At 49.3% G+C, this 12,659-nt stretch carries 11 protein-coding genes; 6 read left to right on the forward strand and 5 right to left on the reverse strand.

Annotated elements, in window-relative coordinates; translation table 11 throughout:
- Positions 1 to 15 precede the first annotated feature (15 nt).
- Positions 16 to 1,194 (reverse strand): DUF445 family protein, encoded by a 1,179-nt coding sequence (locus tag M3661_RS07870; RefSeq protein ID WP_251483439.1) that lies wholly within the window; start codon positions 1,192 to 1,194, stop codon positions 16 to 18.
- 152 nt (positions 1,195 to 1,346) lie between these two features.
- Here M3661_RS07870 and M3661_RS07875 point away from each other — a divergent pair, with 152 nt between their 5' ends.
- Genes M3661_RS07875 through M3661_RS07895 form a run of 5 tightly spaced genes read left to right on the forward strand, consistent with a single transcriptional unit; the run spans position 1,347 to position 7,561 of the window.
- Complete coding sequence (locus tag M3661_RS07875; RefSeq protein ID WP_251483440.1) at positions 1,347 to 2,714, forward strand: YheC/YheD family endospore coat-associated protein; 1,368 nt, start codon at positions 1,347 to 1,349, stop codon at positions 2,712 to 2,714.
- Between the two features lie 13 nt (positions 2,715 to 2,727).
- The gene (locus M3661_RS07880; RefSeq protein ID WP_251483444.1) at positions 2,728 to 3,894 is read left to right on the forward strand and encodes a YheC/YheD family endospore coat-associated protein; all 1,167 of its coding nucleotides are present in this window, start codon (positions 2,728 to 2,730) and stop codon (positions 3,892 to 3,894) included.
- Positions 3,891 to 5,267, forward strand: coding sequence for a YheC/YheD family endospore coat-associated protein (locus M3661_RS07885; protein WP_251483447.1), 1,377 nt, complete (start codon positions 3,891 to 3,893; stop codon positions 5,265 to 5,267). Before M3661_RS07880 ends, M3661_RS07885 begins: the two co-directional genes overlap by 4 nt.
- Entirely contained in the window at positions 5,264 to 6,370 is a 1,107-nt protein-coding gene (locus M3661_RS07890; RefSeq protein WP_251483449.1) for a YheC/YheD family endospore coat-associated protein, read from the forward strand. The genes M3661_RS07885 and M3661_RS07890 overlap by 4 nt, the downstream gene beginning before the upstream one ends.
- Positions 6,371 to 6,394: 24 nt before the next feature.
- Complete coding sequence (locus tag M3661_RS07895) at positions 6,395 to 7,561, forward strand: YheC/YheD family endospore coat-associated protein (RefSeq protein WP_251483451.1); 1,167 nt, start codon at positions 6,395 to 6,397, stop codon at positions 7,559 to 7,561.
- Between the two features lie 62 nt (positions 7,562 to 7,623).
- On the opposite strand, the gene M3661_RS07900 is transcribed toward M3661_RS07895, so the two are convergent.
- The 3 genes from M3661_RS07900 to M3661_RS07910 form a co-directional block, all read right to left on the reverse strand.
- On the reverse strand, positions 7,624 to 8,673 hold the full coding sequence (locus M3661_RS07900) for a S66 family peptidase (RefSeq protein WP_251483453.1): 1,050 nt from the start codon (positions 8,671 to 8,673) through the stop codon (positions 7,624 to 7,626).
- A 116-nt stretch (positions 8,674 to 8,789) separates the two neighbouring features.
- Entirely contained in the window at positions 8,790 to 9,341 is a 552-nt protein-coding gene (locus M3661_RS07905; protein ID WP_251483455.1) for a delta-aminolevulinic acid dehydratase, read from the reverse strand.
- 148 nt (positions 9,342 to 9,489) lie between these two features.
- Positions 9,490 to 10,200, reverse strand: a complete 711-nt coding sequence (locus M3661_RS07910) for an HAD family hydrolase (protein ID WP_251483461.1) — start codon at positions 10,198 to 10,200, stop codon at positions 9,490 to 9,492.
- A gap of 215 nt (positions 10,201 to 10,415) precedes the next feature.
- Here M3661_RS07910 and M3661_RS07915 point away from each other — a divergent pair, with 215 nt between their 5' ends.
- Positions 10,416 to 11,396, forward strand: coding sequence for a YpdA family putative bacillithiol disulfide reductase (locus tag M3661_RS07915; protein WP_251483464.1), 981 nt, complete (start codon positions 10,416 to 10,418; stop codon positions 11,394 to 11,396).
- A 47-nt stretch (positions 11,397 to 11,443) separates the two neighbouring features.
- Here the strand turns inward: M3661_RS07915 and yfkAB are convergent, their stop codons facing one another.
- Positions 11,444 to 12,607 (reverse strand): radical SAM/CxCxxxxC motif protein YfkAB, encoded by a 1,164-nt coding sequence (gene yfkAB, locus M3661_RS07920; protein WP_021252186.1) that lies wholly within the window; start codon positions 12,605 to 12,607, stop codon positions 11,444 to 11,446.
- Positions 12,608 to 12,659 lie beyond the last annotated feature (52 nt).

Below are 12,659 nucleotides of genomic sequence, written 5' to 3' on the forward strand. Positions count from 1 at the left end.
ATCCAAATATGACGTTTATCCGACAGCTAATAGAACAAAAGCCTGCACCAATCCAATAATGCCCCCAAGCAAAGCCCCCAGCCATGTAATTGCTCGGAACTCCTTGCCCGACACACTTAAAATGATCGTCTCCAGACGTTCAATCGGGAATTGCTCCACCTGAGTGCGTACCACTTCCTGCAAGCGGGCTGCGCGAACAATAGCGTCCAGATTGCGATCCAAGAGCGCAAATGCCGCCTCCACAGCTCGTGGAATATAACCGCTCCACACTGCTTCATACTTGCCAACCAGATGCGCTGGCTGAATCTCGCCAAATCGATCGATCCGCTTCGGCCACTGAATCATCGCAGCGGCTTGGCTCACAATAAAATCAAGGGAATTCGTCTCTTCCGGCAAATCTGCCCACGATCGAACAAGCTGAGCAGGTGTCTCTTGTAGCCATTCACCAAGTTTCGATAAAATGAAACCTGCAACGGTCGCGCGAACTTTAGGCGAGCGAAGCTGTTCGACGAGCACAGGCATCATCTTGGTTACGAGCTTATCCTCATCCACAAATATCGCTGCCATAGCGCCAAAGAAACCTGAGGCACGATCAATGACATCCTTCGCCAGCTTCGTCATGAGCAGTTGTCCCTGCAACGAGGTCAATTCCTTCTCAAAAGATGTCAGCATCACAGCTGCGGCTTTGTCTGCCCATTTCGCAGATGACTGCTCCCACCCTTCAGGAAGCCATTCAACCAGAGGGCGCTCATCCCAGCCTTTCCCCTCGAGCCACTTCTTAACCCCATTTGCCGTCCATTCCTGCAATCGATGCGCAGATTGATCACGAATCTCATCCCATTCCTTATCCGGAAACAACTTGACCGCCCACTCTTTGACCGTTCTGTCATCTTCCGACCAATTCTGAGTCATGCGCAGAACCGTTTCTGTCGCCTTCTCACGAGTATCGGGCCTATTCAGCATCGTACGGAGCCCATCACTTGTAACTAAATATTCGGCTACAACATCACCGAAAGAAGCGGCAATATCCTCTCTGCGCTTCGGAATAAGTCCTGGTGTAAATGGTATGCGCCAGCGGCCAATATACATGGCTTTGCGCGGATGAAAAAGCATTTTGATCGCAAAATGGTTGGTAACCCCACCTACGATAGCAGCAACGACAACACTAAAACTGATAAACAGCCATACCGGCATGTCTATTCCCCCTTTTTATTTCCTTCAATAGGTCAATCACCAAGGGAAATATGTCCTCATATGATGAATTAACGTATACGGTCTATCTGTATCGACCCATGCAGATGGGATCGTATGAATGACTGCAAGTTGTTGTTGGAAGGAGAACCTCCATGTCTAAATCAAAAGTGACGCTCCAGTTGATCAGCTCCAGCCTCTTGCAAGACGATGTGCTCATGTTGGGAGAGGCTTATGTCAAGCTGTGGAAGGTTCCTGTCAACCAGCCGCTGACTCTGAAGTTCGGTTCCTTCAAGCAGCGCGTGACAGTAATATCCGTCTCCCGCTTCGACGGACTACGAATGAATCACTCACTTGCACGAAAGATGGGGCTGACGAACGGCCAGTCACTGCGTGCGGCCTACAAGACATCGAGCCAAATCTTGAGCCTTGGACCGCTTATTGGTGTATTAGTAAGCCGTGATTATCCGAGCATGCCGGATAAGCCATTCGGTTCTATTACCTCTTTCTGCAAGGAATTGGTCGATGCATGCCAGCTCCAAGGAGCATGGGTATGCTTCTTCACACCCGATCATATCCAAGACCTCCACAATGTCAAAGCGTGGGTCAATACCAATGGTAGCTGGCAACGAGTTACGATGCCGATACCGGATATTATCAACAACCGATTGACGTCACGCAAGCTGGAGAACAAACCTAGCGTACAGCATTTTATGAAAGAAGTAAAATCCCGATATCAGTCCGTTGTCTTCAATGAAAAATTCTTGGATAAAACAGAAGTGTTCGAAGCACTCAGACCTCATGCAGAGCTATCCAAGTATTTGCCGGAGTCTTACTCGCTCCGTACCTTCTCCACCTTAAAAAGCATGTGCAGCCGTTATACCACTGTGTTCTTAAAGCCCGCACGCGGCAGCCTTGGCAAAGGCATTATTCGCATCACCCGGCTCCCGGATCACAGTTATCAAGCCTTATATTCCACCTTAAACGGAACAAAAAGGCAGCAGTTTAGCAGTCTTACTAAGGTCTTCTCCAGCCTATCTGGCAAGTTGAAGACGAACCACTATCAAATTCAGCAGGGACTGACACTGATCGATCACAGTAGGCGTCCGGTGGATTTCCGAGCACTCGTCCAGAAGAACGCTTCCGGCAAATGGACGATCACTTCGATTGTCGCCCGCATTGCGAGCAATCAGCACTTTGTATCCAACCTGGCACGCGGCGGCTCACTCAGTACCGTGAAGGAAGCCATATTCCGCACGAGCCTTCCTCCGTCGGTGAAGAATGATGTAAGTGCACGGCTGAGGCGAGCTGCACTTGACATCGCTCAAGGTGTAGACACTTATATTCCCGCTCATTTCGGTGAGCTCGGCATCGATCTTGCTGTAGATAACTCGGGGAAGGTCTGGCTCCTCGAGGTCAATTCCAAACCATCCAAGAACGACAACACACCTTTAGGTGATCGAAAAATACGGCCCTCTGTGCGCAAAATCGTGGATTACTCTCGATTTCTAACCGGGATCTAAGGAGGTGGCAGCAATGAACATTTCAGAACCTTCTGCGCTGACGCTTGGCGTTCTGCAATGTGAAGGCACAGGAACGCTGCCATTCGCGGAAGCGGACTACTGCCGCAAACTTTGCATTGCCGGTCGTAAGCACGGTATCCGTGTTATCGTGTTCTCCCCGTTATGGATACATTGGGGTGACTGCACCGTTCATGCATTTGTATATGGGAAGTCAGGATGGGAACGGCGTACATTCCCCCTTCCTCGGCTCGCTTATGACAGATGCTCCTACAGCAATCCGCAGCAATACCGTAAAACACAAGCTGCCATCATCCGTATGAAGCAGTTGGCGAATGTCACGCTTCTCGGCATCGGATTACGAGGAAAATGGGATATCTATCGTTCAATGCGCAAGGATTCATCCCTGACCCCTATACTGCCTCCCACTCGGTTGTTCGCTGGCATCTCCAGTCTCGCTGCTCTGTTGAATCGTTATCATGGCGGCCTATTTCTGAAGCCACATGGCGGCACTCATGGAAGGTCTACACTGCATGTACGCTACCGCGACAACGATAAGGAGAAGACTGATTCGATATCAGCTGCTCTTCCCGTCACTTTGGAGCTTCGTGGAAGGGACGACGATAATCATCCCATACAACACAGCTTCTCCCGGCCTCAGGAAGGATTCGCTTGGATCGAACAATTTGTCGGCAAGCGCAGATTTGTCATACAACCCTATTTATCATTGGTTACCCAAGAAGGAGAGCCGTTCGATGTCCGTGTTCTTATGCAAAAAAACGGAAACGGCCGTTGGGTTCTAACCGGTATGGCAGCAAGGGTAGGCCAGCCTGACAGCGTCACATCTAATCTGCACGGAGGCGGTCGAGCCGTCTCGGTCATACCATTCTTGGAAAGCCAATTCGAACCGAATCATGTTCATCGGCTTATAGAACAACTGAGTACGTACAGCGAATACATTCCACCGCTTCTGGAAGCCCAATATGGGCGAATATGCGAGATCGGCCTCGACTACGGGATTGACCGCAAGGCTCGCCCTTGGCTGCTCGAGGTCAATTCCAAACCTGGCAGATCCGTATTCAGACACACCGGAGAATACGAAGCTGCCCTGCAATCAGTGGAAAATCCCATCTTGTACGCACGCCATGTGTTGGTTCGGTACCTTAGGAGGGTCAGTTCATGAGTTTGACGGTATGCAACGTCCATTTGACGCCAAATTCCGAAAAAATTTTATATGTATCCAACTCCTTATTAAAACAGCTCAAACTTGCCGGCAAAAGATCGGTACGGCTCAGGCTCGGAAAGACGATCATTCCAGCTTCAGTCAGACCGATCCAGAAGCCCGGCAAGCATCTCTATGTAACGGCAGGATTACGGTCAGCCGTACGAGTCCCTAAATCTGGATCTGTATTTCTATTGAACGAAACTGAAGGCGACATTCACATCGGCCCTCTCATTGGCATAATGTCTGACGGAACGTCCCGCTCATCTTCAGCCCCCTTCGGCAGCCGTACCGGGTTTATTAGGCAGATCCTTCGCACTGGCAATAAGAAGGCATACGTGTTCGCATTCTCTCCCCGCGACATTAATTGGAATAACGATACGGTGCTTGGCTATTTTCTTGGTCCTTCGGGAGGCTGGATAAGGCGAACCGTCCCGCTGCCTGATGTCGTATACAACCGCTTGCCTAGCAGACGCGCCGAAACATCCGGTTCTTACAATACGCTTCGTGAACGGTTCACACGCAAAAAAATCCCGTTCTTCAACTGGAGCTTCTTCAATAAATCGGATGTATATGCACTGCTCAAGAATGAATCAGAAGCCAATCAGTATGTTCCTGAATCCGTCATGAATCCTTCATCAGACACGATCCGAACCATGCTGGAACGACATCAGTTTGCATATTATAAGCCTTCTGGCGGCAGTCTTGGCATCGGTATCTATCGGCTGACCTACTTGCCGAAGAAGGGGTTCTTTGCCCGTTATACTTCAAATGGCAAGAACGTACTCCTTCGCTTCCGCACCTTCTCCAGTCTGATGCGCATGCTCGAAGCGAGACATGGACGCAGCCTGCGCAATTATGTGATTCAACAGGGCGTTCGCCTGATCGAGATCGACGGATGTCCAATTGATTTCCGTTTCCATATGCATAAGAACGGAGAAAACAAGTGGGCGGTGGTGGGCGTAGGAGCCAAGAAAGCCGGCAAAGGCAGTGTAACTACTCACGTGAAAAATGGCGGCAGACTCATGACTCCTTCCCAGGCACTTCAACGTGCATTCGGAGAACGTTCAGACGAAGTGCTCGACAAGGCGAGGAAGATCGCCATCCAGTTGGCAGAAGCAATTGAGCGCAATCATCCGCATTTGATCGGAGAGCTCGGCTTCGATATTGGGATTGACCGTGATGAGCAGGTCTGGATGTTCGAGGCAAATGCGAAGCCGGGACGCTCGATATTCAAGCACCCTTCCCTTAAGAATGAAGGGCAAGCTTCCATTGAACATATTTTGGATCACTGCCTGTACCTAAGCAAATTCCGCAGGGGGGAGATCACGTGAGTGGGAACGAGCAAACGACACAAACACCTGTCATTGCAATACTAACGATGGATGATGACAGAGAGTACTTCCGCGGCAACCGAGATAATTTTGCCGATATTATCAAAAAGGGCAGAGAAATGGGGTTTACTGTTTTTCTTCTAACAGTTCGGGATTTGAAGCTTCACGCGAAGCGTGTCATCGGTTATTCCTATGAGAATAATGTGTGGAAGCAGGAGTGGTTCCCGCTTCCGCACGTTATCTATAATCGCATCCCCCTTCGTGAGGATGAAAGTCTTCCAGCGGTTCGCAGCAAGATTAAAGAGGTGCTCGCACATCCTTCGATCAAGTTGTTCAACCCATACTTTTTCAATAAATGGCACTTATTCGAATGGCTGAAAAAATCAAAAATTACGAAAAAGTATATCCCTTCAACGAGACGGCTGAAAACCTCGGCCGCATTAGGTAAAATGCTGCATAAACATCCTTACTTGTTCTTGAAGCCGGAATCCGGCAAAGCAGGCGCAGGGATTATGACTCTTCGCGTGAATCATACCAAGGCACTCAAGTACCGTCTGAAGATCCAGGAAAAAAAGAAGAGCGTATCGTATAAATGCGCTACGATCTCGAAGCTATGGAGCCGTATCCGTAAGGAAGCCGGCGTCCACGACTATATTGTTCAACAAGGCATCTCACTTGCTGCCAGCAATCGTCGCCCCTTTGACCTACGTGTCCTGATTCAGAAAAACGGCCGGGGACAATGGGAGGTCACAGGTGTGGGCGCACGTGTCGCAGGTACAATGAGCATTACGACACATGTGCCTCGCGGCGGTAGTATAGACGACCCGGAGAAGCTCCTAATCTCTGTGTTCGGTAATGAGCAATCTAAGCGCATCATGACTCGTGCAAGACATGCTTCGCTGATTATCGCAAGACAGATCGAGCGTGCATCCGGGCATCTACATGGAGAGATGTCTATGGATTTAGGTGTCGATGCTGGCGGAAGCATTTGGTTCTTCGAAGCAAATGCCAAACCGATGAAGTTCGATGAGCCTCATATCCGCCAACGTTCGCTCGAGCGTATATTTCAATACTGCCAATATCTTGCCAAATTAGGCGGATAAGGGACGGGAAGAAGGTGATACGGCTTGAGTCAACCGACACTCGGTATATTGACGCTATACTTGAATGAACGAAAGCATCTGGAAGAGCGCCTCATCTATCAGCGCATGATCACTGCCGGCAAAAAAATAGGACTCGACGTGTATGTGTTCACCCCACAGGATGTTGATGACCAACACCGACGCATTCACGCCATGTGTTATCATCCAGAAACGAGGCGCTGGACACGGAAATGGACGCGTTTTCCGAATATGATATTTGATCGATGCCGTCTCCAAAACAGCCATCGCTTCACTCAGCTTCGTCGATTCCGCAGCAAGTACAATCACCTGCTGTTCTTAAATCGGCCGCTGCGCAACAAATGGACGATTCACCAGGTGCTGTCGACCGTCCCTTCGGTCAAGGGGCACTTGCCAACTACCCGCTTATATCAGTCCATGCTGGATCTGCAGAGTATGCTGCGCTCTCATTCCTTAATCTATTTGAAGCCGATAAACGGTACAGGTGGAAGGGGCATTATGCGTATCGAGCGTTCGTCTCTCAATCCCACCACCGTATTCGTACAAGGGCGTGATCATCAGCGTCGGATTATTCGTCCGCAGAAGCTCACGATTGGCCAACTAGCAAGGAAACTGGCTGCCTGGAGAGCTAGAGACCGTTATCTCGTCCAGCAAGGGATTGCGCTGAAGCTGCCAAACGGACGCGTGCATGATTATCGCATGCTCGTGCAAAAAAATGGCGAAGGCAAATGGGAAGTGACAGGCTGTGCAGGTCGGGTTGGAGCAAATAAAAGCATCACGTCCAACCTGCATGGCGGTGGAGAGGCGGTTCGGATGGATGAACTGCTCCGCAGATGGATAGGCGATGAGCATCGAATTGCAGAAGTGAAGGATGACGCAGAGAGGATCAGTCTCGAGATCGCACAGTTCCTAGAAGAGAAATATGGGGCCTTATGTGAATTGGCACTGGATCTCGCGATCGACCGCAAGGGGCATGTATGGCTGCTCGAAGTAAATCCGAAGCCTGCACGGGAAGTGTTCCATCGAATCGGGGATCGAGATACTTATCGGAATGCAATCGCACGACCAATGGAATATGCATCATGGCTATATCGCCAGAAGGGGAAGCGCCAAGGAGATGCGGCTATCTCCATTGTTGAAGGAGCACTCTCATCCGGTAAAGACCAGAAATGACATAATAGCGCTCAACCCACATCGCGCGTACCTATGGATACGGTGATGTGGGTTGTTCGCATCTAGTCATGAAATGGGCTTTCGAGAAGCACTACCTCATTCGTATGAGGGCGAAGCTCCACTCTTCCGCCTAATGGCAAGATAAGCTTCGGATCCGTATGGCCGAAGTCGAAGTTCACAACAATCGGCAGATCTCCGGCACCGAATTCCCCTTCTACAATATTGACGATAATGTCGTACAATTGTTTATTTTCTTCCTCACTATAGTCCTTGGCTCTACCGAATATAATTCCCTTCACCTTCTCATACACACCCTGCATCCCATAGTTGCGCAGCATGTAGCCTACATGCATCGGTGAAGGCTTCTCCTCAGAAGTTTCGAAGCAGAGAATCTTATTGTCCCAGAACGATGGATCAGGCCAGTACGCTGTCGATTTCATAAATTCCAGTACTTCAATACAGCCGCCCCATACTTCACCCTGCTGGACAGAACTTCCTTGCAAGAACCTCCATCCATCCCCATTAGGGTAAAACTCCTGGCACTCTCCAAGCGTATCGAGGTTGCCCCAATCCTTGTATCCATTGGTCCACCGACGATATGGAACATAGTTGTAGGGAAATTGATCCGAGAAGAAGAAATCACGAAGATGCTCCGAATACGCTTCAGGCAGATGCTTCAATTGGGCTATTCCCGCCAATATTGATGGGCCGTAGAAGGTGATCATTCCGAGCTGATTCAAGTACGAGAGGAACGTTGTTGCATCGGAAAATCCCATAATGAACTTTGGATTGTTTATGATGATTTCAGTATCCAAATAGGGCAATATTCGAATTGATTCATAACCGCCAATGGAACAAATGATGCCGTCGATGCTTGAATCACCGAAGCATCGGTTGATATCCTGTGCTCGCAGCTCAGGATAGCGATACAATTCAGTCGGCTCCATCCTAGCTGTCGGCATTTCGACTATGTCAAATCCGAACATCTCCCGCAGATTGCTCAGCCCGAGCTCGAAGGTTTCTGGAAATAAGTATGGGAGTCCACTCGATGGAGATATCACCGCAAGTTTCGAGCCTTGCTTCAATCTTTTGGGTTTCATCATACGAATCATTCATCCGCCTCCCTAAAGTTTTCCATCCATCTTACCCCTACTCACCACTTGGGTCAACCCTATTTATGTTCACATACATAGCAAAGATGCCGCACAAGTGTGCGGCATCTCCTCTCTTACTTCGTATACAGTTGATACATCATCGTATCCTCGTCCGCGGCACGAGCGAGATCATAAGCCTGCTGAACGCTTCGTTTGTTCTGGATCAGTTCATAACAGAAACGGGTGACGAACATCAACGTGCTGTTCCCATATGGATAATCATCAGGCCCAATATAAGTCTGGCAGCCACCATCCAAGAATGCCTCAGCCATCTCCTTATTGCCCAGATCACATCCGTTGCAGACGACCGTCCGGCCATCGAGCTTGGCAAATTGCCGAACTGCCTCGCTGCCGAAATCACCGTGCGGCTCCCCTTCCTCATATACCTCGTCACCAATTTCAGGCATCACGAAGCGACCCTCGTCGCCGTGAAAGTTCAAAATGACGAGATCCGTATTCGGGAACAGATCCTTGCCGGATAATACATCGATAAAGTCATTCGGTCTTCCTACCCAATACATAAACACCCGAGCTCCAAAGTACTCCAAGGTAGCTCGAAGCGCTTGCGTCTCCATATCACAATCCGGTCCACATACGATAGCAACATTCATCTCAGGTTTACTCATTCCAATCAGCCTCCACATGTTTTAAGTAGTTACGCGCGTACGCATTTTGTCCAACTACTAGGAACAATGGAGGCGGCCTGGCCCACCACGGTACATGCTTACGTTACTTCTTCATTATTGTCTTCCCTTCAGTAATTGTTAATTGTTGTTATTGTTCCGATGAAGCGTACAATTCCAGCAGCTCATCGAAGGTATGGATAAGAACGTCCGAACCCTTCAATTCTTCATCCGCACCGAAACCTGCATATTGACAGCCGATGACCGTTTGTCCATTTTCTTTGCCGGCTTCCACGTCCGAAGAGCGATCGCCAATCATCCATGCTGAAGAGATACCATGCTCCTTCAACAGAAGCTCGACAAGCTCCACCTTCGTCGAAGTCTGCCGTCCTCCAGCACTGTACAGCTCCGTGAATAGCTCGGTCAATCCGTGCGCAGCAGCAACACCTTGCACATATTCTTCCAACCCATTACTTGCCACAAACAACTTTACACCAGCTTCTCGCAATTTGGCAAGTGTTTCCTCCACTTGCGGGTACAGTTCCGTTCCACCCTCCTGCAAGCCCTTCAACTCATTTTCGAGCAGCAGATCATCCGCGCGCAGTCTTGCCTCTTCGCTGGACTCTGGCATAACCCGCTCCCAAATATCTGCAAGCAGCATACCAAGTGAGCTTAAGATGCGCTCCTCCGGCGGGGTTGGCCCTTCGAACAGTCCCTCATTGCGAAGCTGGTCAAATGTTCTGTGGTACGCCGGAATCAACAACGTCTCTGTCTTGAACAGCGTTCCATCCATATCAAAAATCATCGCCTCCGGGCGCTTCAAAGTACTCGCAGTACGAGATACGTCAGAAAATATAGTCATTACTTCCCCTCCAATTCTATGGTTGACATTGCACAGACTATACATCATTGTACACAACATCGATCGTCGAATCATTAGTAATATTGTAAATGTTTTGTAATCAATATGTCAGGATGAGGATAGCCATTTCCTTTCACGTTCGATATGATAAGGATGTTGAATATACTAGGCACTGGATTACACAGCAACCAACTAGTCATACGGAGGCGAATCAATTGGAACAGGCGATCATCATCGGCGCGGGTCCATGTGGACTGTCCGCTGCTATAGAATTACAACGGATCGGTATGAATCCGCTCATCATTGAGAAGCACTGTGTTGTGAACTCAATATATCGTTATCCTACCCATTTGCAATTTTTCAGTACACCGGAAATGCTAGAAATCGGCGACATGCCATTCGCCAGCCCGCACGACAAGCCTTACCGGGATGAAGCACTTGTCTACTACCGCAAAGTTGCGGAGCGATATGAGCTGCGAATTCGATCTTATGAAGAAGTGAGGCACGTTCACAAAGAAGAGGACGGCACGTTCACCGTTCATTCTACGACACGCAGCGGCTTATCCATCTCGCACCGCGCACGTTATGTAGTCATTGCAACAGGGTATTTTGATCATCCGAACATGCTTGGGATCCCAGGAGAGACACTTCCGCATGTCTCGCACTATTTCCAAGAAGCTCACCCTTATGCTGGCATGAATGTTGTTATTATTGGTGGCAACAATTCAGCCGTTGATGCTGCACTTGAACTTATGCGAGTTGGAGCTAAAGTGACAGTTGTATACCGCGGTGATGAGTTAACTGCTCATATTAAGCCATGGGTACGTCCCATTTTCGAGAGTATGATCGCGAAGGGACTCATTGATATGCACTATCATTCTCGAGTTGTAGGCATCGAACCTGATAAGGTTCATATTGAGCGTAATGAGGGGGGCACGGATGTCATCGAAAGCGACTTCGTCCTCGCCTTGACCGGATTCAGACCGGATCGAACGATGCTGACTGCTAGCGGAATTGAGCTGCAGAGCGATCGCGAGAAACCGGTATTCGATCCTGATACGATGGAGACGAATGTCCCTGGATTGTATGTAGCTGGAGTCATCTCATCAGGCCGGGATGCCAATGAGATATTTATAGAGTCTGGCCGCCATCATGGTAAGCTGATTGCGAATCATTTGGAGCAGCAATCCCGTTAAGAGCAGCGGGTGGGTACAATGAACCCACCCGCTTCCTTATGGATGAACTAAGACATCACAGCTGTCCGTTCTTTGAAATTAACACCTCGATAGTACATATCCGCAACGAGCAAGTTCGGCCCGCAGCAGGATGCTTGCGGACAATGGCAATCCACCGTTCTGGAGAGTGGATGCTCATTCAGCCAAGCATTGAATGTATCGTCAAGCTTGCCTGAGTAGATGCTGCCGAACGCCGGAATATCTGCAAAGTCCGTCACATAGATATCCCCGCTAAACAAGTTGACATTCAATCGATTGCGGCCATCCGGATCGTTGCGCACAGTCACCATCGGTTCCCTATGGAGGCGGCGGAGCAGCGCTTGATCCTCCTCATTCGAATTACAGGAGAAGAACGGCAGCGTACCGAACAACATCCACATGTCCTTATTGCGAGTATCCAGCAACCGATGAATAGAGGTACGCAATTGTTCGATTGGAAGCACCGGCAAGTTCTCCGCGAAGGAGCTCGGGTACATCGGGTGAACCTCATGTCGCTTGCATCCCATTTCATCGATGATCTGATGAATTTCGCTTAACTTGTCGTGCGTCCGATAGTTGACCATCGATTCTGCGGAAATATACATGCCTGCTTCACTCAGCTTGCGTGTATTCTCGATCATGCGCTCATACAGTCGACCTGCGGCCCCAGATTTGACTTCATGGCTGCTGTGCGTGAAGCCGACTGCATGGAAGTCCTCCATACATGTGTAGTTGAATGAAATATGCATGACATCCAAATAGGGAGCAACCATCTCGTATCTGCGCATGTCCATCGTCAAGTTCGAGTTGATCTGGGAACGCACCCCGCGCTCACGTGCGTATTTTAACAGAGGAACGATATACTCCTTGACCGTCTTCTCGTGGAACATCGGCTCACCGCCGGTAATGCTTATCGTCTCCAAGTGCTCAACCTCTTCAAGACGTTGAAGCATTAGATCAAGCGGCAGCTTGGGAGGCTCATTTGCGACGAGTGTGTGTCCTACCGCGCAGTGCTCGCAGCGCATATTGCATGCCTGGGCCACAGTCATTTCCACACTCGTCAATAGATGACGGCCATATTGCTGCAAAGAACGAATCGGATCCCATGGATCGTAGGCTGGACTAATTGTTTTAAGACCTACTGTTCCTCTTTGCTCCGTATTCGCTGCCTTCTCCGCTTGCAATTGATTCATGATTCATTCCACCTAACTTTCTAGTTGCCTGCTTACAATCTTTATTGCAGAA

Origin of the sequence: Paenibacillus sp. MER 180 (assembly GCF_023713665.1) — a bacterium.
Classification (GTDB): Bacteria; Bacillota; Bacilli; order Paenibacillales; family Paenibacillaceae; genus Paenibacillus_B; species Paenibacillus_B suaedae.

Coding starts and splice junctions, on each gene's coding strand:
- M3661_RS07905 (WP_251483455.1), bottom strand. CDS start 9,341: ATGAGTAAACCTGAGATGAATGTTGCTATCGTATGTGGACCGGATTGT.
- M3661_RS07870 (WP_251483439.1), bottom strand. CDS start 1,194: ATGCCGGTATGGCTGTTTATCAGTTTTAGTGTTGTCGTTGCTGCTATC.
- M3661_RS07910 (WP_251483461.1), bottom strand. CDS start 10,200: ATGACTATATTTTCTGACGTATCTCGTACTGCGAGTACTTTGAAGCGC.
- M3661_RS07875 (WP_251483440.1), top strand. CDS start 1,347: ATGTCTAAATCAAAAGTGACGCTCCAGTTGATCAGCTCCAGCCTCTTG.
- M3661_RS07885 (WP_251483447.1), top strand. CDS start 3,891: ATGAGTTTGACGGTATGCAACGTCCATTTGACGCCAAATTCCGAAAAA.
- M3661_RS07900 (WP_251483453.1), bottom strand. CDS start 8,673: ATGATTCGTATGATGAAACCCAAAAGATTGAAGCAAGGCTCGAAACTT.
- yfkAB (WP_021252186.1), bottom strand. CDS start 12,607: ATGAATCAATTGCAAGCGGAGAAGGCAGCGAATACGGAGCAAAGAGGA.
- M3661_RS07880 (WP_251483444.1), top strand. CDS start 2,728: ATGAACATTTCAGAACCTTCTGCGCTGACGCTTGGCGTTCTGCAATGT.